The 25,500-nt window shown below is 51.4% G+C and carries 23 protein-coding genes; 14 read left to right on the forward strand and 9 right to left on the reverse strand.

The window, feature by feature from the left end; all coding sequences use genetic code 11:
• Positions 1-7: 7 nt before the first annotated feature.
• From EO763_RS01765 to EO763_RS01790, 6 genes are all read left to right on the forward strand, one after another.
• On the forward strand, positions 8-1,027 hold the full coding sequence (locus EO763_RS01765) for a cysteine synthase family protein (RefSeq protein WP_103160126.1): 1,020 nt from the start codon (positions 8-10) through the stop codon (positions 1,025-1,027).
• Entirely contained in the window at positions 1,024-2,079 is a 1,056-nt protein-coding gene (locus EO763_RS01770) for a quinone-dependent dihydroorotate dehydrogenase (protein ID WP_161527884.1), read from the forward strand. The genes EO763_RS01765 and EO763_RS01770 overlap by 4 nt, the downstream gene beginning before the upstream one ends.
• Positions 2,060-2,713 (forward strand): orotate phosphoribosyltransferase, encoded by a 654-nt coding sequence (gene pyrE, locus EO763_RS01775; protein WP_161527885.1) that lies wholly within the window; start codon positions 2,060-2,062, stop codon positions 2,711-2,713. Before EO763_RS01770 ends, pyrE begins: the two co-directional genes overlap by 20 nt.
• 302 nt (positions 2,714-3,015) lie before the next feature.
• A complete protein-coding gene (locus EO763_RS01780; RefSeq protein WP_161527886.1) occupies positions 3,016-3,468 on the forward strand; it encodes a DMT family transporter in 453 nt (150 codons plus the stop codon).
• Positions 3,469-3,551: 83 nt separating this feature from the next.
• Positions 3,552-4,115 (forward strand): LOG family protein, encoded by a 564-nt coding sequence (locus EO763_RS01785; RefSeq protein ID WP_161527887.1) that lies wholly within the window; start codon positions 3,552-3,554, stop codon positions 4,113-4,115.
• A 306-nt stretch (positions 4,116-4,421) separates the two neighbouring features.
• Positions 4,422-5,318 (forward strand): LysR family transcriptional regulator, encoded by an 897-nt coding sequence (locus EO763_RS01790; RefSeq protein ID WP_161527888.1) that lies wholly within the window; start codon positions 4,422-4,424, stop codon positions 5,316-5,318.
• Between the two features lie 40 nt (positions 5,319-5,358).
• Here EO763_RS01790 and EO763_RS01795 read toward each other — a convergent pair whose 3' ends face one another.
• Both EO763_RS01795 and EO763_RS01800 read right to left on the reverse strand, forming a co-directional pair.
• Entirely contained in the window at positions 5,359-5,940 is a 582-nt protein-coding gene (locus tag EO763_RS01795; protein ID WP_161527889.1) for an NAD(P)H-dependent oxidoreductase, read from the reverse strand.
• A gap of 394 nt (positions 5,941-6,334) precedes the next feature.
• Entirely contained in the window at positions 6,335-8,737 is a 2,403-nt protein-coding gene (locus EO763_RS01800) for a TonB-dependent receptor domain-containing protein (RefSeq protein WP_161527890.1), read from the reverse strand.
• A gap of 252 nt (positions 8,738-8,989) precedes the next feature.
• On the opposite strand from EO763_RS01800, the gene EO763_RS01805 reads away from it, so the two are divergent.
• The 7 genes from EO763_RS01805 to EO763_RS01835 all read left to right on the forward strand — a co-directional run bounded on the left by EO763_RS01805 (position 8,990) and on the right by EO763_RS01835 (position 16,529).
• On the forward strand, positions 8,990-9,325 hold the full coding sequence (locus EO763_RS01805; RefSeq protein WP_039539440.1) for a DUF2314 domain-containing protein: 336 nt from the start codon (positions 8,990-8,992) through the stop codon (positions 9,323-9,325).
• A gap of 49 nt (positions 9,326-9,374) precedes the next feature.
• The gene (locus EO763_RS01810; RefSeq protein ID WP_161527891.1) at positions 9,375-10,025 is read left to right on the forward strand and encodes a hypothetical protein; all 651 of its coding nucleotides are present in this window, start codon (positions 9,375-9,377) and stop codon (positions 10,023-10,025) included.
• Between the two features lie 35 nt (positions 10,026-10,060).
• Positions 10,061-10,564, forward strand: coding sequence for an SUKH-3 domain-containing protein (locus EO763_RS01815; RefSeq protein ID WP_161527892.1), 504 nt, complete (start codon positions 10,061-10,063; stop codon positions 10,562-10,564).
• A gap of 212 nt (positions 10,565-10,776) precedes the next feature.
• Positions 10,777-13,047 (forward strand): DNA topoisomerase IV subunit A, encoded by a 2,271-nt coding sequence (gene parC, locus EO763_RS01820; protein WP_161527893.1) that lies wholly within the window; start codon positions 10,777-10,779, stop codon positions 13,045-13,047.
• 150 nt (positions 13,048-13,197) lie between these two features.
• Positions 13,198-13,935 (forward strand): 1-acylglycerol-3-phosphate O-acyltransferase, encoded by a 738-nt coding sequence (locus EO763_RS01825; protein WP_161527894.1) that lies wholly within the window; start codon positions 13,198-13,200, stop codon positions 13,933-13,935.
• Positions 13,936-14,035: 100 nt separating this feature from the next.
• The gene (ftsP, locus tag EO763_RS01830; RefSeq protein WP_161527895.1) at positions 14,036-15,451 is read left to right on the forward strand and encodes a cell division protein FtsP; all 1,416 of its coding nucleotides are present in this window, start codon (positions 14,036-14,038) and stop codon (positions 15,449-15,451) included.
• A 340-nt stretch (positions 15,452-15,791) separates the two neighbouring features.
• Positions 15,792-16,529 carry a GntR family transcriptional regulator gene (locus EO763_RS01835; protein ID WP_116362396.1) on the forward strand — a complete coding sequence of 246 codons (738 nt, stop codon included), beginning with the start codon at positions 15,792-15,794 and terminating at the stop codon, positions 16,527-16,529.
• Positions 16,530-16,578: 49 nt separating this feature from the next.
• Here the strand turns inward: EO763_RS01835 and dkgA are convergent, their stop codons facing one another.
• The 3 genes from dkgA to EO763_RS01850 form a co-directional block, all read right to left on the reverse strand.
• Positions 16,579-17,406 (reverse strand): 2,5-didehydrogluconate reductase DkgA, encoded by an 828-nt coding sequence (gene dkgA / locus EO763_RS01840; protein WP_161527896.1) that lies wholly within the window; start codon positions 17,404-17,406, stop codon positions 16,579-16,581.
• Positions 17,407-17,687: 281 nt separating this feature from the next.
• A complete protein-coding gene (gene yqhD, locus EO763_RS01845) occupies positions 17,688-18,851 on the reverse strand; it encodes an alcohol dehydrogenase (protein ID WP_161527897.1) in 1,164 nt (387 codons plus the stop codon).
• A gap of 3 nt (positions 18,852-18,854) precedes the next feature.
• Positions 18,855-19,595, reverse strand: a complete 741-nt coding sequence (locus EO763_RS01850; RefSeq protein ID WP_161527898.1) for an NADPH-dependent oxidoreductase — start codon at positions 19,593-19,595, stop codon at positions 18,855-18,857.
• A 232-nt stretch (positions 19,596-19,827) separates the two neighbouring features.
• Here EO763_RS01850 and EO763_RS01855 point away from each other — a divergent pair, with 232 nt between their 5' ends.
• Positions 19,828-20,823 (forward strand): AraC family transcriptional regulator, encoded by a 996-nt coding sequence (locus tag EO763_RS01855; protein WP_161530321.1) that lies wholly within the window; start codon positions 19,828-19,830, stop codon positions 20,821-20,823.
• Between the two features lie 30 nt (positions 20,824-20,853).
• Here EO763_RS01855 and EO763_RS01860 read toward each other — a convergent pair whose 3' ends face one another.
• The 4 genes from EO763_RS01860 to EO763_RS01875 all read right to left on the reverse strand — a co-directional run bounded on the left by EO763_RS01860 (position 20,854) and on the right by EO763_RS01875 (position 25,120).
• Positions 20,854-21,513, reverse strand: coding sequence for a DedA family protein (locus tag EO763_RS01860; protein WP_103861613.1), 660 nt, complete (start codon positions 21,511-21,513; stop codon positions 20,854-20,856).
• Between the two features lie 339 nt (positions 21,514-21,852).
• Positions 21,853-23,043: a cystathionine beta-lyase gene (gene metC, locus EO763_RS01865; RefSeq protein WP_161527899.1), complete on the reverse strand. Its 1,191-nt coding sequence runs from the start codon at positions 23,041-23,043 to the stop codon at positions 21,853-21,855.
• A 262-nt stretch (positions 23,044-23,305) separates the two neighbouring features.
• Complete coding sequence (locus tag EO763_RS01870) at positions 23,306-24,598, reverse strand: TRAP transporter large permease (protein ID WP_039491743.1); 1,293 nt, start codon at positions 24,596-24,598, stop codon at positions 23,306-23,308.
• Positions 24,599-24,613: 15 nt separating this feature from the next.
• Entirely contained in the window at positions 24,614-25,120 is a 507-nt protein-coding gene (locus tag EO763_RS01875) for a TRAP transporter small permease (RefSeq protein ID WP_039491741.1), read from the reverse strand.
• Positions 25,121-25,500: the final 380 nt, after the last annotated feature.

The raw sequence follows: 25,500 nt of genomic DNA on the forward strand, positions 1-25,500 counted from the left end.
TATGAATATGCATACAGTGACTAATGTTAGTGAACTGATTGGAAATACCCCCGTTTTTTCTCTTGAACATCCTTTAGTTCCAAAAAATAAAAAGCTTTTGATTAAACTTGAACAGTTCAATCCAAATTTCAGTATAAAAGACCGTACTGCATTGGGATTGATTAATAAAGCATTTGAAAGCGGTAAGTTGCGACCTGGTGGTATTGTCATTGAATCAACATCGGGTAATTTGGGAAAATCTCTTGCCATGCTCAGCGCCAGTATGGGGTTTCATCTCATCATTGTTGTCGATCCAAAAGTTAGCAAGAATTCACTTAATTGGTTTACCGCTTTTGGCGCTGAAGTGGAAGTGGTAGAGACTCCTGATGCCTCTGGCGGATATCAAAAGGCTAGAATTGAGAGAGTTAAAGCATTACTGAATCAGCATCCCGGTGCATATTGGACCAACCAGTATGATAATCCAGATAATCCTGAATTTCATGAAGCAGTCACGGCAAGAGAATTCCTTGAAATCCCTGTAGACATGTTAGTTGGTTCAGTGAGTACGGGAGGACATTTTGGTGGAATTACCAGGGGAGTAAAGGCTGTTCACTCTCATGTTCGATTTATGGCATGTGATGTTGCAGGATCGGCAATCTTTGGGAAACCTTTCCATCCTTACTTATTAAACGGACTGGGATTAAGCTGGCGAGCGGATAACACCGACCTCGATTTATTTGATTTTCTCCACAGCGTTAGCGATCAAAATGCAATATCATTATGTCGATTACTCGCAAAAGATGTCGGACTTATGCTGGGTGGTTCTTCTGGTGTGGTTATATTTTCAGCATTGATGGCTTTACAGCTTCCTGAATTTAATTCGGTCATGGCAATTGCACCAGACTCTGGTGTGAATTATCTTGAGCAATTTTATGATGATTCTTGGCTTGAAGCTAAAAATGTAAAATTGCTGACAGCTGAACAATTAAAAAATCAAATAAAAATCAGCTTGAATGAATTTCAGGATAATCTGGTAACCGAAAAATGATTCTTGAATTCTGTCGAAAAACATTACTCCGACTTCCACCAGAAACTGCGCATCATCTTGCTGTTTTTAGCTTGAGTCATTTTCCATGTGAAAGCCGTATCACTATACCTGATGGAGTTTCTCAGACAATATGGAATAAAAAATTCGCTCATCCTTTAGGTATTGGTGCCGGCTTTGATAAAGATGCGGAGGTTTATAATTCTCTGGGTAAATTAGGCTTTAGTTTTGTTGAGGTTGGCTCAATAACGCCGAAACCCCAGCCAGGTAATCCCCGCCCACGTTTATTTCGCTTGAAAGATATGGGCGCCATCATCAACCGTTATGGCTTTAATTCTAAAGGCATGTTATATGCCCAGCAGCGTTTAGCCAAGCATAAAAAAGACGTTATTTTAGGTGTTAATATTGGAAAAAATAAGGACTCTGTAGACTATCTTGACGATTTCATGTGCGCTGCGGAGACGTTAATAGACTATGCCGACTATTTAACGATTAACCTGTCTTCGCCTAATACCCCAGGATTAAGGGATTTACAGCATGCTGAAACCATTGATCCACTGTTAGAAAGATTACACCAGTTGAGGTTGGGTAGAAGGATAGACTGTCCGATTCTCATCAAACTTTCTCCCGATATGAATCCGCATGATGAAGCCAACTTGCTTACTTATCTGGCTAGCTCTTTAGTTGATGGGCTCATTGTGAGTAATACAACCGTTAGCAGGCATAACTTTTCAGCGGTCCCTCCACAGTTACAAACTGGCGGTATGTCTGGTAAGCCGTTACAGGAAAGATCGCGTGATATGCTTATGAGGGTCTTTAATGCGATTGGTCACAACAAACCTATTATCGCTTCAGGTGGCATTGATAGTGGTACGGAAGCTTATAGACGTCTTTGTTTAGGCGCAAGCCTTTGCCAAATATACACCGCCTTCATCTATGAAGGTCCAGCCATTTTGCCGAAGATGCTATCTGAAATTGAGCATCTTATGAAGCAGGATGGATTCCAAACGATCAGTCAAGTAATAGGTTCATATTATGAAAAACACTCAGGATGAGTTTGCGCAATTTTTAATTGATAGTCAGGTAATAGAATTCGGTGAGTTTAAGCTTAAGTCATCTAGAATCAGCCCTTACTTTTTTAACTTTGGGAAATTATCCAGCGCTAGCCTGTTAAATAAAACCGCTCATTTTTATGCGCGATTTATTATGGAAAATAATTTGAGCCCCGATATAATTTTTGGGCCTGCGTATAAAGGCATTCCGTTGGGCGTCGCGACGGCTCTGGCTTTACAACGTGACTTCGACTATGAAGTTAAGTATTCCTTTAATAGAAAAGAAGTGAAGTCATATGGTGATGGTGGTCTTCTGGTGGGTGAGAAATTGTCAAACGCCAGTGTAATGATTGTTGATGATGTCATAACCTCTGGAATGACGATCGATGACACAATAGAGATAATCCGTTCGCAAGGCGGACAGCCTTTGGCTTATCTCGTTGCATTAGATCGTCAGGAATACGCTCTGGATACGGAGAAATCCGCATTACAAGCTGCTATGGAACGCTTAGGGTTGACTATTTTTTCTATCACTACCATTCAACACGTTATCCGTTGTTTACAGCAAAATGGTCAAGAGCAAGAAAAAATCGATGCTATCCAGATCTACCTCAATAAATATGGTGCTACGTGTTGATATTCTGAAAAGGAATTTCAGAATTTACGATATCGAGCTTTAATGGGTTAAAAATCGGCGATAATCGAATACAGATAATGCTAACTATTTATCTGAACATATTACAAGAATCATTCTGGAAAGCCGTGTTACCAGTAGAAAGCCTATTCGGTTGGGTAAGGGGTATTGCCTTTACCCAACCAGGATAGCTAATGACGGGTTTCACCCATTTCGCCTAAGCACCTTGTTATAACTGCTTATTTTAAACTTAACGCTATGATCGAGGATGGAATAAATATCTAACATAATTAATAGGAGCTAACTTGAACTTTATTTATTACTTTTTAGCGGTAAGCGTAGGTATTGCTATAGCGACCCAATCGGCTGTTAATAATCAACTGAAATCTATACTGGGCGGCAGTACGATGCTTGCCTCATTAGTTTCATTTATTGTTGGCACTCTATGTCTTTTCTTTCTATGCGCGGCATCGGGAGAACGTTGGAATCAATTGATTCAATTACGTCATAGCAGTATAGGGTTACTATCAGGAGGGCTTTTGGGGGCATTTTTCGTCTTTGGCACAACATTCCTTGCACCCCGGTTGGGCATCGCCGCCATGATTTCACTGGTCATTTTTGGACAGATATCGATGTCTTTACTGTTGGATAAATTCGGGCTTCTTGGACTGCCTATACGAGACATTGCACCAATGCGACTGGTCGGCGTATTATTAGTTTTAGCTGGGGTATTATGCGTTAATCTAAAAACTAGTTGATTTATAAGGCATAAAAATAAATTGGATATGTTAATAAATACTATTGTTAACAGAACGATAATTACGATGAAATAAGGTCAAATATGCGAGCAGCTGTTTTCTGCGGTTCTAGTCACGGAACAGATCCTGAATATGTAAGAAAAACTGAAAGCCTGGTTTTAGCAATGGCTCGGGAAAAGGTTGACCTGGTTTATGGCGGTGGGCGAGTTGGATTGATGGGAACACTCGCTGACGCCGCGATATCTTCAGGTGTTCATGTTATCGGCGTCATGCCCCAATCCTTAGTTGATCATGAGCTGGCCCACCGTGAAGTGCATGAGCTTAAAGTCGTTAAAGATATGCATGCCAGAAAGTCATTAATGGCAGAGCATGCTGATATCTTTATCGCTTTACCTGGGGGAGCGGGTACGCTAGAGGAGATTTTTGAGGTTTGGACATGGGCACAACTTGGTTTGCACAATAAACCCTGTGCTTTTCTTAATATAAACGGCTATTACGATGAATTGTTAGCCTTCATTGATAAGATGATCAGTAAGGGTTTCATGAAGCGGGAGTACTCTGAAATGCTGATTGTTTCGCATGATCCCGAAGACCTTCTTCAGAAAGCGTTATCCTATATTCCGCCAAAGCCGAAATGGCAGCGCTAGAAATGTAAAAAGGCATGGTGCGGATTTATCCCCGTACATGTTGAACATCCTTTCACGATGAAAGTGAGTGAGAGTATTACCGATTTTTCCTTTTGTAGTTATCGCTCTCCTGATTCAGGCCACGTATTTATGGTGGCCTTTGAATGTTTTACGCTGAAATTGAATGAAGCCTATTGGTTTACAAGAATGGCGTTATTTTAAGTAAATGATTCGGGTGAGTCAGTGCAGCCAACACACATGCAGCTTGACGTATGACGGGTGTAGCGTCTGAATAAACAGACTTCACCATAGCAGGTATATTCGCTTATGAAAGTCACGCTTGAGGAACTTCAGGCTTTTGTGGTGGTGATCGACACCGGTTCGATCACAGCAGCCGCGGAACAGCTTGGGCAAACCACGTCGGGCATTAGCCGGGCGCTGCGGCGCTTGGAGGATAAGCTGGGTACGACGTTGTTGCATCGTACAACGCGACGTCTCTCGCTTTCCGAAGAAGGCATGATGTTTCTTGAGCACGCCCGTGACGTGATTCACGCGGTGGAACATGCCGAAGAGCAGGTGCTGCTGCGCCATGAGCAACCGAGTGGACGGCTGCGGGTTAATTCGGGCTCGGCGTTTATGCAGCATGTGATTGTGCCTCTGGTGCCGGAATTTCGCCGCCGTTATCCCAAGATCGTTCTTGAACTCAATACCAACGATTTCATTATTGATTTGCTGGAGCAACATACCGATATCGCGATTCGCATCGGCATGCTCAAAGACTCTACCATTCATGCCCGCCCGCTTGGTGCAAGCAAGCTGCACATCGTCGCCAGCCCTGACTACTTAGAACAGCATGGTACACCTGCGACGGTCGAGTCATTGGCCGGTCATCGTTGTCTGGGGTTTACTCAGTCGGAGTCGCTGAACCACTGGCCGCTGCGGCATGGCCTGCAGGATTTCTACCCCATCACGCCGGTGCTGTTGGCATCAAACGGTGAGATATTGCGTCAGCTTGCGCTGCAAGGCGAAGGGATTGTGCGTATGTCTCACTTCCTGATCCGTGACGACCTGGCGGCGGGGCGGCTGGTGCCGATCCTTACTGGGGAAACGCTGGAAGCCAGCCTGCCGGTTTACGCGGTGTATTATCGCAATAGCCAACTGGCGGCGCGTATTACCTGTTTTCTCGATTTTATGAGCGAAAAGCTCACGGAAAATCCGCTGTGAGGCGTGACCCACAGCGGTAGAGAGGCGAGTAATACGCCGATCAGGAAACGTGTTCGTCCAGGTGCTGGCGATAATTTGCAAGATAAGTGGGGACGTCCGGTGCTTTCATCACATCATTGCAGATGAAGGTCGGCAGTGGGGATAACCCGATGAACTGGTTCGCTTTATGGAACGGCAGATACACGCCGTCCACACCCACGCCGTGGAAGAACTGTTCAGGATCCTCGAAGGCCTCCAGCGGCGCATTCCACGTCAGAGACAGCATGTATTTCCGACCCTGCAACAATCCCCCAGAACCGTATTTCTTGCTGGCATCCGAACGGCTGCGGCCATCGCTGGCGTAAAGTGAACCGTGACCGGCGGTAAACACCTCATCGATATATTTCTTCAGGATCCACGGCGTATCCATCCACCATCCCGGCATCTGGTAAATGATAGTATCTGCCCACAGGTAGTTCTGAATTTCCTGTTCAATATCATAGCCGTTGTCCACGACTGTCACACGGACGTCGTGGCCTTTATCGCGCAGAAAACTGGCTGCGGTATCGGTAAGGGTATGGTTCAACTCCCCTTTGGAGTGGGCGAATGATTTGCCTGCATTAATTAGCAAAATGTTCTGCATAGGTCTGCTCTCGAATCGGTTATCAACGAAGATGTTGGGCGTAGTCTAGAGGAGAGAGCGGTGCAGAAAAATGTGCGCTAGCGCATAACACTGTTGACTGAATATCAATAATCAAGGGTAAGAAGACACCATATTGAAATAATGCGGCGGGATAAGCGTATCGAGGAAAATAAAAAGGCAAGAAAGCCGTGGTGTGCGTTCTTGATGCTGTTCACTTAAGCCCGTTATTAGGGGAAACACAGGGGGAGGTTCCCAGTAGGGACGCCTCACCCCTGTGGTCACCCCGAGTATCTCGATGCTTAAACGCTTGGCATTATGGTACGCATTCTTGTCTGAGTGGTGGCGATGCCCGAATGAGGCATCGCCTGTTCAATGACAGCGTGAGTGATGCGGATTAGAAATCTACATTCACACCCAGTTGGAAGGAACGGCCAGGCTGCACGGAGAGTGCGCGGTCATACTGTCCCTGCCGATCGTTGGTTTCAATCTGGCGACTGCTGAGATAATCCCAATATTTCCGGTCAGTCAGGTTATACACGCCACCGTTAACTTTCACGTTCTTGCTGATGCGATAGTAAGCCGTCAGGTCAACCATGCCATAGCCGGGAATCCGCATATACTCTGTGTTAGAAGTGGGGATCGCATTACCCGCATTGGTATAGCTTTCGCGGCTGGTATCCTTGGCCTGTTTCCCTTTCTGGAAGGTGGAGGTCAGGGCAGCACCGTAGCGTTGGGAAGGATCGTCATAGGCGATACCTACCACGGCTTTCATTGGGGCAACGCTGTCGAGGTCGACATAGCGGTCGCCGAGGTAGCGGGATTGCGATTGGCCTTTGGTGTAGCCAAAGGCCAGCGTGGTGCTGAGCCCATCAACAGCCGGGAACCAGGTACCTAGCTGTATTTTACTGCTGACTTCGCCGCCGTAGATATAAGCCTTATCGCGGTTTTCCGCCTGATATATCGTACTGATGTTACTTGGAACATTGGTAAATTTATCGGGGTTAGCGCTACGACGGTAGCGGGTGTTGGCGATAAAATTCTTATACGTGTTGTAGAACAGCGCGGTACGGAAGGTGATTCCCTCCGTCGCTTCACCTTTTAAGCCCCATTCTACGTTGTTGCTGGTTTCCGTTTTGAGGTCGCTATTGCCGATAAAGGCATACTGGGACGGCCCGGCATAGTTGGCGTCAAGGTTGGTGCTGCCATAAAGCTGGCTGGCATCCGGGAACTGCGCGCCGCGACGGTACTGCACATAGGTTGTCAGCGTCGGGGTGATGTCATAGAGGAAGCTCAGAGAAGGCAGGATTTGCGTATCACTGTTGGCTTTGCCGTACAGCTTGTTGACATCGGATTCATTGATGACGCTGCCGTCACCGCTCAGACGAACCGTATTGGTCGGTTTGGTGCGTTGATGAATGGCGCGTACGGCAGGAACAACCGAGAAAGCGTGCCCCGCCAGATCCCACGTCACGGTATCCTGCACGAAGCCGCCAACGGTGTAGCTGTTGCTATCGGCTTCTGGCTGCATGATGTTATTCGCACCCGTTTGGTTAGGCGATTGCCTGAACGGACGCTCTGTTTTGCTTTGGCTGGCATTCAGACCCCAACTGAACTCGTGGCGATCCCAGCTTTTCACCATATGGGTATCGAATCCGTAGGTGGTGACATTGTAGTCGGAATAGACCCGGTGGCTATCTGCCGCCGCCATCCCCGTGGTTGCTGGCAGCCAGGTATTGTCGTGTGATTCGCTGTTTTGGAAGTAAATGCGGCTATCAACCAAATCGACCAGCGTGTTGTTGACGGGCGTCCAGCGATCTTTCAGGCTGGCGGTCCAGCGGCGTGTCTCGCTGCTCTGTTGCGCCGTGCCGTAAATGGTGTTGTTACCGCTTGGCAGATTCCCCCAGTAGTCATAATGGGTATGATTGGTTTTATGGTAATAATCCAGCGTACCAGTGAGCTGATGTTCGTCGTTGGCCTGCCAAATACCGGACGCCAAAATGGCGTTAGAGTGCCAGTTGGCGGGGTAAGCGGCGATCTCGTCGCTGTTATTACGCGTTTGCTGGCCGTCGCGGCGGCTGAGCACCACAATGCCGCGCAGTTCGTCATCACCGCCTGCAGCGGTGATGCCATTATGCCAACCATGGTTGGCGGAATCGTAGTCACTCTGGAAACCAAAGTAGTCCTGCTTGCCTGCTTTCAGATAATTATCGGCAGATTTTGGTCGAAAGGAGACGCTGCCTCCGAGTGCGTTGACAGTACTTTCTGCGGAGGTGACGCCTGACTCAATATCGACGCTGCTGTACAGGTAAGGATCGATATAGTCGCGTCCCATACCGAACGTATTGAATCCGGCACGGCTAGCGTAGCTACGGCCCGTGGCATTGGGCAGGGCGATGCCATCGGTATCGATCGCCACACGGTTGCTTTCAATGCCGCGAATGTTATAGCCCGTGTAACCGCCGCGGTCGAAGCCGCTTTTCCCTGTATTGCTGCCGCCGCTGGAACCTGTTGCGCTCACCAGAGGTTGATAACGCATGATGGTGCCAAAATTGTTGCCGCCTTCTTTTTGCATGTCTGCGGCTGTTAGCGTCGTACTTGAACCCGCTTTTTTCTCGATTTTCGGCGAGTTAACTATCATCACGTCGTCGGTCTGTCCCGTTTTTGCCGCCGAACTGTCTGGATTCTTCCCGCTGAGTGCGTTGTTGCCCGTGGTGCTATCCGCTGCCATGCTGTTCAGCGCGACGCCAGTCAAGATGCCGGTGAGAAGAATTTTATTTAAATTCTTGTTAATTAACATAATGATACTCTGCTATAAGGGTTGTTCTGGCCAGCGGCGTTGGGGGAAACATGGCGTGCTGGTAGCTAACGTCTGCAAAGGAAATGCAAGGCGTCGAATAACATTAATTATCATGTGGAAATGATAATTATTATCAATATGCTAAGCATTATCATTTGTTGTTGCAACGATGATGAATAATTCTTAATGAAACGGTATGTGTGCTATCAATACTGACGCGGCGGTGTATGCGCGATGTATCAATGAGGCGTAATGAAATTACCGACTTACGAAACTGACTGCTACGAGCTGGACGATGGCGAAGCGCTTAACCGCGAGTACCCGGACTCATTCTGGATTCCAGACAATGCGGTGCGTGAATCATTAGCACCCGACGATTTTGTTAAATTGATTTTCCGTATGGAAAAAACCGCAGGCGCGGATGAGCTATCGGTGGAAAGGATGTGGGTCAGAGTGACGAAAAAGCATCACGCGTTTTACGAAGGTGTTTTAGATAATGACCCCACGGGAAGTGACTGCGTGCGGTGCGGCCAGATTGTGATGTTTCAGGCTCGCCACGTAATTGGTATCTATGGAAAAGATGGCTAGCCGCGTTGCTATCCGTGCGCTGTTCTGATGGTTGATAGGGTATTTGTCGATGAAGATTGCTGCACTTAGGTCGAAGGCTCGGCGTAACACGCTGGAAGTCGAGCATATTCTTGCGGCGGCGAAAGCGCGCTTGCCGGGGTTGCGCGATGAGCTTAATCGGCTATCCGCTGAGTTTAACTGGTCTCACTCACCGTACTTGCCCGACGGTACACACGTTGTTCCGTTAGCGAAATGGGCTGAAATTGCAGGCGCTTATGCCGAGGAAGGGATTGAAGCACTCGGCGTGTTGGTGGCTGAACCCGACAATGTCGCGTATGTGATTGACCTACTGGAAGAGCTTCGGTCTCATGCCGCGGTGGATGCGCTGATCGCTTTCTTTGCTGGTGTCATGCAGGCTCCTGAACAGGCACCCGACACGGCATGGCGTCTTACTTCTACCTTTAACTTACTCCTGAGCATCAAAGGCAGCGTTGTGGCGACGGATGAGCAGGCAACCGCCGTTCGCACTTTCCTGATGCGGCTGTTACCGCTGGCGACGACGGAACATCAGACCTTACTGATATTCTGTGCGCTGCGTGGCGTTGGCGATTCATCCTCTCTGGATCTGCTGGCAAACCAGAACGATCTGGCTCCGCCCAATGACACGATAAGGATGAGCGCAATACGCGCTATTCGTCAGCGACTGCGAAATACACGCTGACTTTTTCCTTCGCTGCTACTGCAAGATGACCCACGATGTCGATTGAAATACCTGAATCCGTTCTTCCACTGTTTCACGCGGCAGGCTGGCCGCGTGCTGAAGCACAATCAATTCCGCCGTTTGTGCCGGAGAACCATCCGGCTTTCGCTATCCTGCGCGCGTTCAGTGGGCTGACGGTCGGGCAGTGTGGCACAGGAGAAGCATGTGCCAGTGGCGACATCGCTTTTGGCGGCAGTGAGGATTTGCAGGACGATGAAACGCTGCTCGAGTGGCAAGGTATTTTGAGCTCGACGTTAATTCTTGTCGGTGAAACCCACCATTCTCACGGTGCTCTGCTGATGGATAGCACGGGAGCCTGCTACGGGATGAGCTTTATCCATGATGCATTCTGGTTTGAAGGGGCAACTTTCGGTGCCGCCGTTGAACGCATTCTGCTGGGCTGCAAGGGGCAACCGATGCTGCGACCAGACCAGCCGTCAATTTCTGTGTATGGCGAAACGATTACCGCAGATCATCCGAGCGTTCATCGCTACCGCTAGCCACCTTCTCTGGCAACTGTCTGGTTCACACCGATAATCGTCCGGTGTGATGATTTTCTGAGACGACAGTGTTCTCTGTGGCGCGATTTCCTGTGAATGGTTCCCTGTGACATCACCTCATCAGATAAGGTACTATTCCCGCCAAACATACCGCCGCTATGGCGTGCCGGAAAGCGTAACCATCGCGCCGCGATGTGAGGGAAGTGAGATAAATGAGTGAGATGACTCATGACGGCGCAGAAAGCCTTGCGCTGCGCACGTTTACCGAAAATGCATACCTAAATTATTCCATGTACGTCATCATGGATAGGGCATTGCCGTTCATTGGCGATGGCCTGAAGCCTGTGCAGCGTCGCATTGTGTATGCGATGTCCGAGCTGGGACTGAATTCCAGCGCCAAATTTAAAAAATCTGCCCGTACCGTGGGTGACGTGCTGGGTAAATACCATCCGCACGGCGACAGCGCCTGCTATGAGGCGATGGTGCTGATGGCGCAGCCGTTCTCTTACCGCTATCCGCTGGTGGATGGTCAGGGGAACTGGGGGGCACCGGACGATCCGAAATCGTTCGCCGCCATGCGTTATACCGAATCGCGGTTGTCCAAATATGCAGAACTGTTGCTGTCCGAGCTCGGGCAGGGCACGGTCGATTACACCCCGAACTTTGACGGCACGATGCAAGAGCCGAAGATGCTGCCTGCGCGTCTGCCTAATATTCTGCTGAACGGCACCACCGGTATTGCCGTTGGGATGGCGACGGACATACCGCCGCACAACGTGCGTGAAGTCGCCGCCGCCGCAGTGATGCTGCTGGAAAACCCAAAGGCCTCGCTGGACGAGTTGTTGCAGCATGTTCAAGGGCCGGATTTCCCGACGGAAGCCGAAATCATCACGCCACGCGATGAAGTGCGTAAACTCTACCAGAATGGCCGTGGTTCCGTGCGTATGCGTGCGGTCTGGAAGAAAGAAGACGGTGATGTCGTGATTACCGCGCTGCCGCATCAGGTTTCCGGTGCCAAAGTGCTGGAGCAGATTGCCAGCCAGATGCGCGCGAAGAAGTTGCCGATGGTCGAAGACCTGCGCGATGAATCCGATCACGAGAATCCAACCCGTCTGGTGCTGGTGCCGCGTTCGAACCGGATCGATATGGATCAGGTGATGAACCATCTGTTCGCCACGACCGATCTTGAAAAAAGCTATCGCGTTAACATGAACATGATCGGTCTGGATGGCCGTCCGAGTGTGAAAGGGCTGGTCGAGATCCTGAGCGAGTGGCTGGTCTTCCGTCGCGACACCGTGTGCCGCCGTCTGAACTACCGTCTGGAAAAAGTGCTCAAGCGCCTGCATATCCTTGAAGGCTTGCTGATCGCGTTCCTGAATATTGATGAAGTCATTCATATCATCCGCACGGAAGATGAGCCGAAGCCCGTTCTGATGCGCCAGTTCAGCCTGAGTGAAACACAGGCTGAAGCGATCCTAGAGCTGAAATTACGTCATTTGGCCAAGCTGGAAGAGATGAAAATCCGCGGTGAGCAGGACGATCTGGCAAAAGAGCGCGATCAGCTTCAAGCGCTGCTGGCATCCGATCGTAAGCTCAGCAACCTGATTAAGAAAGAAATTCAGTCAGATGCGCAAGCCTATGGTGACGATCGTCGTTCTCCGCTGCGTGAACGTGGCGAAGCGAAAGCGATGAGCGAGCACGACTTTGTGCCGTCCGAACCGGTTACCATTGTGCTGTCAGAAATGGGCTGGGTACGTAGCGCGAAAGGGCATGACATCGATCCTAGTGGACTGAGTTATAAAGCGGGCGATAGCTTCCGCGCCGCCGCTAAAGGCAAGAGCAATCAGCCTGTGGTGTTCATTGATTCCACTGGTCGCAGCTATGCGCTGGATCCGATCACGCTGCCTTCTGCACGTGGTCAGGGCGAACCGCTGACGGGTAAACTCACGCCGCCGCCGGGCGCGACGATTGAACAGGTGCTGATGGCCGCGGACGATCAGTCGTTGCTGATGGCATCCGATGCGGGCTACGGCTTCGTCTGTACCTTCAACGATCTGGTGGCGCGTAACCGCGCGGGTAAAGCGATTATTACGCTGCCGGATAATGCGAAGGCGCTGGCACCGATCGAGATCAACGGCGACGATAACCTGCTGATGGCGATCACCGCCGCAGGCAGAATGCTGCTGTTCCCTGTCTCCGATCTGCCACAGTTGTCGAAAGGCAAGGGCAACAAGATTGTATCCATCTCCTCGGCTGATTTTGCGGCAGGCAAAGACCGTCTGACCTGGCTTTATCTGTTGCCACCACAGGCTTCAGTCACGCTGTACTTCGGTAAGCGTAAGCTGGTGCTGCGTCCAAACGAGCTTCAGAAGTATCAGGGCGAACGCGGGCGGAAAGGCACATTGCTGCGTGGGCTACAGCGTATCGACCGGATTGAGGTGGATGCACCGCAGCAAATTAGCACCGGCAGCAGCGAAGAATAACGCCTCCGTATTGTCATGTGCATGTTGAGAAAGGCGGTGTCATACCGCCTTTCTTTAGTTTCCGGTTGCCATCCCGTCGCAAATTGAATCACCGTGTGTTTTAGCGCGAAATCGCTATACTAGCGGCGGCTGTCGGCTCATGAGGTTGCTATGTTATCCATTTTGCGTTTTTTTATTGTCGTTATATTTTCGATTTTGATCTGTATTTTTGGCTTGTTTTACTGCCTGTTCAGCCCTCGAAATCCCCGCCATGTCGCGACCTTCGGCCATCTTTTTGGTCGCTTGTCCGTCGTGTTTGGCCTGAAAGTAGAAATGCGGATACCGGAAGAAGCGGCGCATTACGGCAACTGCATCTATATCGCGAATCATCAGAACAACTACGATATGGTCACGGTATCCAGCGCAGTTCAGCCTCGTACTGTTACCGTGGGCAAGAAAAGCCTGCTGTGGATCCCGTTCTTCGGGCCACTTTATTGGCTGACGGGTAACTTGCTGATTGACCGTGAAAACCGCGCTAAAGCGCATGGCACCATTGCCCAGGTCGTGAAGCATATTAAAGAGCGCAACACGTCTATCTGGATGTTCCCCGAAGGTACACGCAGCCGTGGACGTGGACTGCTGCCATTCAAAACTGGTGCCTTTCATGCCGCCATTAGCGCAGAAGTACCGATTGTGCCGATTTGTGTTTCTACGACCAGTAATAAGGTGAAATTGAACCGCTGGAATAACGGCCTCGTTATTGTCGAAATGCTGCCGCCTATTGATACCCGCGCATATACCAAAGATCAGGTTCGTGAATTGGCGACACACTGCCATGATGTGATGGCTGCCAAGATTGCGGCGCTGGATGCGGAAGTGACGGCGCGCGAAACAGCACACAAAAAATAAGTTTCCCCCTCGGGTTACGCGATTATTTCTTCCGATTGTCTATTCAAGAACGAATTGGAAGTTAAACTTTGCTTACGGTTAATGGATTTACGGAGTCATTATGTCACTCAGCCGACGTCAGTTTATTCAGGCATCGGGCCTTGCGTTATGTGCGGGTATGACGCCACTGGCAGCCAAAGCCAGTGGGAATTCCGCCGCATTGCCGATACCGCCATTACTGGAGTCGCGCCGAGGCCAGCCGCTTTTTCTGACCATGCAACGTGCCCATTGGGCATTCTCCGGTGGCCGCAAGACCTCCATTTGGGGAATCAACGGCCATTATCTGGGGCCGACGGTGCGGGTGTATGACGGCGACGACGTTAAGCTGATTTACAGTAACCGCCTGAATGAGCCTGTCGCGATGACGATCGGCGGGTTGCAGGTGCCGGGGCCGCTGATGGGCGGCGCGGCTCGTATCATCACTCCCGGAACTGACTGGTCACCGGTATTGCCCGTTCGTCAGCCAGCGGCGACTTGCTGGTATCATGCCAATACGCCGAACCGCATGGCTCCGCATATCTATAACGGGCTGGCTGGGCTATGGCTGGTGGAAGACAGCGCCAGTAAATCCCTGCCGCTTCCCAATCACTATGGTGTTGATGATTTCCCATTGATTATTCAGGATAAACGGCTGGATAATTTTGGTGTTCCTCTCTACAATCCACCTTCTAACGGCGGGTTTGTGGGGGACTCGCTGCTCGTCAACGGTGTGCAAAATCCCTTTATTGAAGTGTCCCGTGGCTGGGTTCGCCTGAGATTGCTGAACGCGTCGAACTCTCGGCGTTATGTGATGCGGCTGAGCGATGGCCGGGCAATGCATGTGATCGCCAGCGATCAAGGGCTATTACCGGCACCAATGGCGGTTAACCAGCTTTCTCTCGCGCCCGGCGAACGACGCGAAATTCTGATCGACATGTCACAAGGCGAAGAGGTCACGCTGACGGCAGGCGAGTCAGCCGGGATTATGGATCGTCTGCGCGGGCTGTTTGAGCCTTCCAGCATCCTGATTTCGACGCAAATACTCACGCTTAAGCCGACCGGTCTATTGCCATTAGTCACGGACAACCTGCCGATGCGTTTGCTGGCCGACAACATCATTGAAGGCAGCATCAGCCGCACGCGCGAATTCCGTCTGGGTGACAGTCTACCCGGCATCAACGGCGCGATGTGGGACATGACGCGGGCCGATGTGCAAACCCAGCTTGGCCGCTGTGAGCGCTGGATTATCCACGCCGACACGCCGCAGGCTTTCCACATTCAGGGCGTCAAATTCCTGGTGCGCAGCGCGAGTGGTCGTCCGCCAGCGGTGGAAGACAGCGGCTGGAAAGATACGGTGTGGGTAGATAGCGATGTCGAGCTGCTGGTTTATTTCACTCAACCTTCCTCAATGGCGTTCCCCTTCCTGTATTACAGCCAGACGTTGGAACTGGCCGATCGTGGCTCGACGGGACAGCTCATCGTACAATCTGCGATGTAAACCAACCCATAGCCCTGCCAGCTTCTCCGCGTTACCCTCCGCCGTGACAAATGTGACGGCGATGCTTATCTGTTTCTTAATGTGATCCACCTCTATTCAGACAAACCAAAATTAAAGATGCGAAGGCGTGCGGACGATATCTTATATATTGATGTTGCTATTAATTAAGGGTGAATGGCGTTTTGCGTCGCGTACTGTTTCGGGTCTGATGGGGGCTAAAAGAACATTTCTTATTACAACAATGTCAGAGTCAGAGCGTTTCGCTTCGCTATGAAATCGGTTCACTTTCTGTTTTAACCTTTACGCAGCCATAACGCTGCGTCACTAAAAGGGCTGCACTATGCGGGAATTACTGCTTTGGGTCAGGGATCAACTGGCTGGAGCGCCGTCGGCGCCTCGCTATATGCAGCTCGCGTCGTTGCTTGAATCAGAAATCGGCCGCCGTAAGACGTTATCCGGCCAGTTCTTACCTGCCGAAAGGCTGATTGCGCAGCAGTTGGGATTATCGCGCGTAACGGTTTCCCGTTCCCTGTCACTGCTGGAAGAAAAAGGGCTGATTGTACGCCAGCAGGGGGTGGGAACCCGTGTAGCTCAACGGCTTAACTACGCGTTGAGCGCCGAGGATGAAGGATTCACCGCGCTGATATTGAAACAAGGCGGCGTCGCTGGCAGCCTCTGGTTAGAAAAGGCAATACAGGTTCCGCCTGCTGCCATCGCCGCAAAAATGTCTCTACCGGAAGGCGAGGCCGTCACTTATCTGCGACGCGTCCGGCTCAGCAATGGTGAGCCTGTTTCGCTGGAAACGACCTGGATACCGCAAAAATTCCTACCCGACCCGGAAGCGCTTGAGCAGTCTCTCTATCAATATTGGGTGACGCGTGGCATCACGCCGGACAAAAAACGCTATCGTTTCAAAGCGATTGCCTGTAAGGCAGACATCGCCACGCTTCTTGGTATTGCGGCGGAGGCACCCGCGCTGTACTGCCAACTGCATGTTTATAACGAACGAGGTGAACTGCTGGAATACAGCGAAGCACACTGCCGTAGCGATGTGTATGAGATTCAGTTTGCCGATTAGAAGAACAATGCCAGCACGCTGAATGCTGGCATCGACGGTGGGTTAGCTCTTAGTCGTTTCTCGGCTCATCAGGATCCGAACCCAGACGCTTCCCGCTGTCCAGCTTGGCAATTTCCCCCAGTTCGTCTTTATCCAGACGGAAATCAAACACCTCGAAGTTTTCCTTGATGCGTGCAGGCGTCACCGATTTAGGAATCACCACCAGCCCGCTGTCCAGATGCCAGCGGATCACGATCTGTGCTGGCGTTTTTCCGTATTTGCTCGCCAGTTTACGGATAATGGGATGGTCGAAGACGCCTTCGCCACCCTGCGCCAACGGGCTCCAGGATTCTGTCTGGATATGGTGCGTGGCGTTCCAGGAATGAAGTTGCTTTTGCTGGAGAAGAGGATGTAGCTCGACCTGATCGATGACCGGCAAGACACCCGTTTCTTCTTTTAACCGCTGTAAGTGGTGAGTATGGAAATTACTGACGCCGATACTTTTCGCCAGACCTTGTTCCTGGAGTTTGATGAGCCCGCGCCAAGCATCCACGAAGGTGTTCTGTTGCGGGAGCGGCCAGTGAATCAGGTAGAGATCGATATAATCTAACCGAAGTTTTCTCAGACTCTCTTCCAGTGCTTTTTGGGGATCGGTGTGATCGCCATTCCAGAGCTTGGTGGTGATGAACACGTCTTCACGCGGCAGATTCGCGGAACTCAGTGCCTGACCGACGGCTTCCTCGTTCTTATAAATCGCGGCGGTATCGATCGCCCGATAACCGATGGACAAAGCCTCAGTCACGGCGATCACCGTGTCCTCACTGCTTGCTCGCCAGACACCAAGGCCCAACTGGGGCATGATATTGCCGTCCGCCAGCTTAACTTTCGGTTGCGTCATCTCATTCTCCTTTTATATCCGTTAATCCATAAACATATCATGGGCTTAACTGGATGGGCGACCTGTTCATATCACGGACATAGCGGAACGTGATCCCTAGCAGGAACAGGCATATGATTTCATTCTAGTAGAAAAATTCGTTGGCTATACGTTACCTGATGATAAAGGGAGCCGATTGGCTCCCTTTAACAGACACAGCTTTGAGGGTATATCGCGTGATATAGGGGTGTTTAATCGATAGCGTTTTCTCCTGTCACTCGAAGGATTGGGATCCGAGGGGCTTAACGCGCTGCCTCGTAAATCTTCTGGCTTTCTTCCAGCGTGATGTCACGGTGCTCGCCTAGCGCAGTCAGACCGTGCTCGTTGAGTTTGGTGACCAGCATTGGAATGGAACTGCCATCCAACTGATAGTCAGACATGCGGGTCGGCACGCCCATTTTCTCGAAGAAGTCACGCGTGGCAGCAATCGCGTCGTCGATGCGCTGATCTTCGCTACCGTCACGCAGGTTCCAGACGCGCTCGGCGTATTGCAACAGCTTGTCGCGCTTCTGGGCTTTTCTTGCCGCCAGCATGGCAGGCAGAACGATGGCCAGCGTCTGGGCATGGTCAAGACCGTGCAGCGCCGTTAATTCGTGTCCCAGCATGTGGGTTGACCAGTCCTGCGGCACGCCTGCGCCAATCAGGCCGTTCAACGCCATGGTGGCGCTCCACATCACATTGGCTCTGACCTTGTAGTTCTCCGGTTCAGCCAGCGCGCGCGGGCCTTCTTCAACCAGCGTCAGCAGCAAACCTTCCGCAAAACGATCCTGTACTTTGGCATCGACGGAATACGTCAGGTACTGCTCAACGGTGTGAACGAAGGCATCGACCACGCCGTTCGCGATCTGGCGAGCGGGCAGGGTGTACGTCACGACTGGGTCGAGCACAGCGAAAAGCGGCTGCGTGTGGCGTGAGCGGAAAGCGAGCTTATCGTTGGTCGATTTGCGGGTGATGACCGCGCCGTTGTTGGATTCAGAACCGGTCGCAGGCAGGGTGAGCACGGCTGCCAGTGCGATGCCGCGATCGATTTCCGCGCCACCGGTTTGCAGAATATGCCACGGGTCCTGCGCGGCTTGATAATCTGCGGCGGCAGCGATAAATTTCGAGCCATCAACCACAGAACCACCGCCAACCGCCAGCAGGAAATCAATCTTCTCCGCTCGGACGACCTCAACGGCTTTCATCAGCGTTTCGTAAGTCGGGTTGGGCTCAATGCCAGCAAACTCGCGTACGTTGCGGCCTTCTAAGGCGCGATAAACCTGATCCAGCACGCCATTGTGCTTCACGCTGCCGCCGCCGTAGGTGATGAGGATGCGGGCATCGGCAGGAATTTCTTTGCCTAATTCAGCAATCTGGCCTTCGCCAAACAAAATCTTGGTAGGGGTATGGAGTGTGAAATTTAGCATAGGTTATTTGTCCAGCTTAAAGCCCTGTTGGAGGATCGCGGGCAAAACTTTCGGGAAGTAGATGTGCTGATAGTAACTGGCGGTGTTATCACCCCAGTTGTCGCCATCTGCGCGACCGGCTTGCTGCCAGTGTGCCACCAGCGTTTGGTTATATTGCTCAATCGCCGCAGGCAGAACCTCCTCATGATAGCTTTCATCATGGCGGAATGAATTCAGCGGCAGGCGCGGTTTCTGATACGCAGGGATATCGACATAGCCGATAGCGACGCCTGCAACGGGGAACGTCAGTTCAGGAAGTTCCAGAAAGTCGATCATCGCCTGTGGGTCGCGACGAATGCCGCCAATCGGGACAATGCCCAGCCCAAATGAGCGTGCGGCGGCCATCAGCGTGCCGAGCGCGATGCCGACATCCGTTGTGCCGGAAATCAGGCTTTCGAGGCTTTCATGCGCGTGCTGCTGCTTGTCGCTCATGGCAATCCCGACCTGTGTTTTGTGCATATCCAGCACCACGGTAATGAAGACGGGTGCCTGGGCAATCCACGGCTGGCCGCCAGCCAATTCGGCAATGTGTGCTTTGCGTTCCGGGTCGCGGGTGACGATGAGCGAGACCTGCTGGGAGTTGACGGACGTCGGTGCCAGATGGGCGGACTGAATAATGGCATCCAGCACGTCATCGGGAATCGCTTTATCAAGATAGCTACGTTCACTGCGGTGTGAGGTGAACAGTTCAATCGTGTTATTCATGTCTTTTCCCGAGTAATGAGAGGGCAAATATATGCTCAGTATTGTCATCAATCTAGGGAAGACGTTCAATGCACATTTCTATTTGGTTATTGCCTATTTCTCCAAAATGCAGGAGAAAAGGGTGATAATAATTCGCAAGTATGTCATTTTGTTTCTTCTGTCAGGAGAGAGGCTTCGGGCAGGAAAAACGAACCAGTAGCGGGATAACACTATTTTGACGCAGACCCAATGCATGTTGACGGAACGCCAAGTCATGTCGACAGAAAGCCAATGCGAGCAGCTTGTTCAGAAACAGGTAGAGCTGCAACAGATTGAGCCGCAACAGGCGGTGCGGCAGCGTATCGTGCAGCAGGCAATACGCTGTTCAACCAAAAGCTGGGCTACGCCGTCGCTCGTGTCACAGGTCAGAATCCTTTATACGGAGCAGCATCATCCGCGTGTGCCGGTGATGTATGAACCGACGATTGTCATCATTTTTCAGGGCCAAAAGATTGGCTATCTGGGCGGAAAAACTTTCCAGTATGACCCGGAAAACTACCTGTTGATGACTGTGCCGCTGCCGTTCGAATGTGAAACGATAGCCAGCGTTGAGCACCCGCTGGTGGGGATGGCGATCCGTATCGATATCCAGATGCTTCAAGATTTGCTGATCGACATCGGTGACGATGACAGCGCGATCCGCCCCTGTTCCTGCACGTGTGGGGTGAACAGCGCGCCGCTGACCGATGAGATTCTGTGCGCCGTTGAACGGCTGCTAGATGCGATGAATAACCCGCGTGATGCCCGTGTGCTGGGCCCGGCGATTGTGCGCGAGATTATCTATCATATGCTTTGCGGCGAACGCGGTGCGGCGTTACAGGCGTTGGTGAATCGACACACGCATTTCAGCCAAATAGCCAAGTCTCTGCGGCGTATTGAAAACTACTATGCCGATAGCCTGAATGTGGAACAGCTGGCGGCTGAAGTGAACATGAGCGTCTCGGCGTTTCATCATAACTTTAAGGCCGTTACCAACACATCGCCGTTGCAGTACCTGAAATCCTACCGCTTGCATAAAGCGCGCGTGATGATGATCAACGAAGGGCTGAGAGCGGGCGTCGCCGCGGCACGCGTCGGGTATGAGAGCATGTCGCAGTTTAGCCGGGAATTTAAGCGCTATTTCGGTGCGACGCCGAGCGATGAAGTCACGAGAGTAAAAGCCGGTAACATGGCGGTTGAGGAAAGCTGAAGACGCTAAGAAAGCGTGCCGTTGCCCGATTTAGGCGACCGCACGTTTTTTGCGCCACACCACGATAGCCATGCCGATCAGGCCGCTAACCAGCAAAATAATCGGGAGCAGGATCAGCGCGGTCATCACCTGATCTTCATAGCGTTTGACCAGCGGAATGTGGCTGAGCGCATAGCCGAGCGTGACAATCCCCCCGACCCACAGCAGCCCGCTGAGCCAGTTGAAAATCTGAAAACGCGTATTGTTTAACCCCGAAATCCCCGCCATCGTTGGCAGCAGCGTGCGGATAAACGCTAAAAAGCGGCCAACCAGCAGCGCCGCCAGACCGTGCTGGTGGAACAGATGATAGGCGCGCTGGTGGTAATGGGCGGGAAGCTGTAACAACCAGCCTTTTACCAACCGAGTATCGCTCAGCCAGCGCCCTTGAAGGTAGCTGAGCCAACAGCCGAGGCTGGCGGCGATGGTGAGGAGAATCATCGTAGGGAAAAAGCTCATCACGCCTTTGGCAATCATGGCGCCTGTGAGCAACAGCAAGCTATCGCCGGGTAAAAAAGAAGCAGGTAGCAGGCCGTTTTCCAGAAACAGCGTCGTGAATAAAATGCCGTAAATCACCCAAATGACGTGGGGATCGGCCAGAGCACTAAAATCCTGCTGCCAGAGCGCCTGAATAATGTCGTGAACCACACTCATATTACTTCCCGCCAGTGACGATATTCACTATCTCTCAGGCTGCGGCAATGAAACGCTGGGTTACCTGAAATCTACTGTCTATCAAGCCTTAAAACTATCAAGCCCTAAAATCGGTATGGGGCCAAATGCCTTGCCGCATTGTGAGAATGCGACAGGGCTTAATGCTAAATTTTGGTTAAGGTAACGCGGTTTTTTGGTCAACGTTGACTCATGATTATCATAACGCATTACCCACCGCGCCGCAGGAGAAATCAAGGCACGGCGGCTTTATGGCCGTCACATTTTCTCTATTTTGTTTCCTGCTGGTCATTTGGCTACGTTGAGTCAGCTGACGACGTGCTAGGCTCCCAGTCTGCTGAAGCCCGCGGCCAGATCCTCGATCAGATCGTCACTGTCTTCAAGTCCAATATGTAACCGAATAAGTGTGCCGGTAAAATCCACACCGCCAGCAGGGCGGATGGCGGCCAGATCTTCCGGTTGATTCGCCAGAATCAACGACTCAAAGCCGCCCCAGGAGTACGCCATGCTGAAGTGCTCAAAATTGTCCAGATAGTGCGCCAACGCTTCTTTGCTCAATTTCTCTTTCAGCACAAAAGAGAACAAGCCGTTGCAGCCCTTAAAGTCGCGTACGTAGAATTCATGCCCTTTGCACTCTGGTAAGGCTGGGTGGTTAACCACCGCGACTTCGGGTTGATCCGCTAGCCATTTTGCAATGCGGATGCTGCTTTCCTGATGCTGTTTGAGTCTAACGCCCAATGTGCGCAGGCCGCGGCTGGCGACATAGGCGGTGTCGGCATCGACCATTTGTCCCATCAGGTAAGAGTGTTCACGCAACTGTGCCCAGCAGCGCTCGTTAGCGACCGCGGTGCCTAGCATGGCATCAGAATGGCCGACGATATATTTCGTACCGGCCTGAATAGAGATATCAATATCGAAGTCGAGCGCCTTGAATAAAATGCCTGCCGCCCAGGTATTATCAATCATGATTACGATCTCAGGATTGATACGGCGTACGGCTTGGACGATGGCGGGTACATCGTGTACTTCCATCGTGATGGAGCCCGGCGATTCGAGAAAGACGACTTTGGTGTTGGGTTGGATCAGTTCGGCAATATCTGCACCGATGAGCGGATCAAAATAGGTAGTGCTGACATTCAGCTTGTGGAGCACTTTCGTGCAGAAATCCTGCGTGGGCTCATAGGCTGATTCTGTCACTAGGATGTGATCGCCTGCCGCGACGAAAGAGAGGATCGCGTTAGAAACGGCGGCTGCGCCGCAGGGGTATAAGGCACAGCCTGCGCCGCCCTCAAGCTCCACCATGGCTTCCTGAAACGAGAAATGGGTCAACGTGCCACGGCGACCATAGAACAGCGCACCCTTGGCGCGGTTAATCGTGGCGTGTTTTTTGTCCTGTACGGTATCAAATACCAAAGAGGACGCGCGCTGAATAACGGGGTTGACGGAGCCGTGGGTGAATTTCTTGCTGCGTCCTGCGGCGACTAATGCTGTTGCCGTTTTTTTGCTTGTCATAACCACTATCACCTTTTCTGTTCAGTCCTGCCGGATGACTCACTACGCCGACTATTCCCGACAGTGAATGGTGGGGAATCGCGGGGGCATGATTGGATTTATAAGCGTTCGATTGATGAGGTCTACGTTATCACGGCTTGGTCGGCGTGTGGGCTTGAGTGGGATAAGATCGGGTGTAGATGAAAACATTTCAGGAAGAAAATGCAGGGAAAGCGCCATGTTGTTCTGCATTGTTGAACGACATGGCGCAATTGGGCGTGCCTTAACCCGTATGAACGCCAAAGAATTTGGGCAGCCAGAGCGAGATGGCTGGAATATAGGTGACCAGCATCAGCACAAAGAAAAGTCCGCAGTAGAAGGGCAGCATCGCTTTAACGACCTGTTCTATTTTCTGCTTACTCACCGCACTGGCGACGAAAAGCACCGATCCCACCGGCGGTGTAATCAGGCCGATCCCGAGGTTCACCAGCATGATCATACCGAAATGCACCGGATCGATGCCGAGCGAGTGGGCGACAGGCAGCAGAACGGGCGTCAGGATCAAGATCAGCGGTGCCATGTCCATCAGCGTACCGACCAGCAGCAGCATGATGTTAATCCACATCAGGATGACGTACTTGTTATCTGAGATGGAGGTGAAAAACTCGGTAATGCGGCTTGGCAGCTGCATGTAGGTCATGATGGCACCGAATGCGGCAGCGAAGCCGATCAGGATCATCACGATCGTGACGGTTTTTACCGTGCGGTACATCAGCTTGGGCAGTTCTGACCATTTATAATCTTTATAGATAAACATGGTCACGAAGAAGGACCACAGGCAGGCGATGGCCGCAGACTCGGTCGCGGTAAAAATACCGGACAAAATCCCGCCCATGATGATGACCACCGTCATCAATCCCCACAGGGTATCGACAAAAATTTTCAGCGCCTGACGGAACGGTACGCGTTCGCCTTTGGGATAGCCCCGCCTATGTGCGAAGCCGACGCACATCACCATCAGGGTCAGGCTGAGCAGCAGGCCGGGCAAGATCCCTGCGATAAACAGCGAGGCAATCGAAACGGTGCCGCCGGTTGCCAGCGAGTAGATCACAGAGTTGTGGCTCGGCGGCGTCAGAATTGCCTGCACGGAGCCGCTGGCGGTGACGGCGGCAGAGAAATCACGCGGGTAGCCCTTCTTCTCCATCTCCGGGATCATCACCGAACCGATAGAGGCGGTGTCTGCCACAGAGGAGCCGGATATCGCGCCGAAAAACGTCGAGGCGACGATGTTAACCAGCGACAAGCCGCCGCGAATAAAGCCGACAAAGATGTAAGCGAAGCTGACCAGCCGACGGGCGATGCCGCCTTCGGCCATAATGGCACCTGCCAGAATGAAGAAGGGGATTGCCAGCAGCGAAAATTTGTTCACGCCGTTGGTAATCTGGATCATGACCGCCTCAAGCGGCAGATCGATCCAGAAGGCACCAACAATAGCGCTCAACCCTACCGCGTAGGCGACGGGAACGCCGACCGCCAACAGCACGGCCAGCGTGGCAATAAGAATAAATGCATCCATGGTATTGGCTCCGAATTAAGAACTGCCAAGCATTACCACAGGGCGTTTATCCTGCGGGCCGAAAAACATTTTTTCGATGATGAACAGCACGGTGATTAATGAGCCAATAGGTAGCGGCAAATAGCTTTCACCTGCGGTTAATAATGGAAACTCCGCGACGGGCTGTTCCCATAATTCCATGCAGAGCACGGTGCTGTAATAGAGAATAAACAGGCTGATTAACAGCATCAGGAGGTTCGCCAGATGAACGCAAACCTTCTTACCGGCTTCTGGCAATCTGTCGGTCAACATACTGACGGCAATATGTGAGTTGGAACGGTAACTGACTGCGGCGCCGACAAAAGTAAACGTCACCATACAAATAATCGAAATGGGTTCAGGCCAGGATAACGCAGCATTTAAAACATAGCGTGCGAATATACCGACAGGAATAACAAGCGTCATAATTAATAACGCCAGACCAGAAACCCACATGGCAATACGATAGAGTACATCCATGCTGGAAAGATAAGACTGTGCCATTTTTCCACCTATATTCACTCCGCTGAGTGATAAGCGAAGAGGAATCAATCTTGCTGATTATTGATATCAGGCCATTAATGGTGGCGGATAAATAGATAATTAGTTATACCCGTCATACTTCAAATTGCTTGTGCGTTGGCTGCCCTTACTCACCCCAGTCACTTACCTGAGTAAGCTCCTGGGAATTAATGAGCCTCATAAATGAAGCTCACCCTTCGGGCCAGCGCTAGCGCTGTTCAAATCGGTTAGAACCGATTTGTCGTGCGATTGCCGCATTACAAGGCCATGCGGCCTTGTCCTAAAGGACCAACGCAGAGCGTTGTTCAAAACGCTCACGTTTTGTCACGCAACTCGAATTATTTAGGGCATATGAAATCGCT

The sequence above is a fragment of the Pectobacterium odoriferum genome (assembly GCF_009931295.1).
Classification (GTDB): Bacteria; Pseudomonadota; Gammaproteobacteria; order Enterobacterales; family Enterobacteriaceae; genus Pectobacterium; species Pectobacterium odoriferum.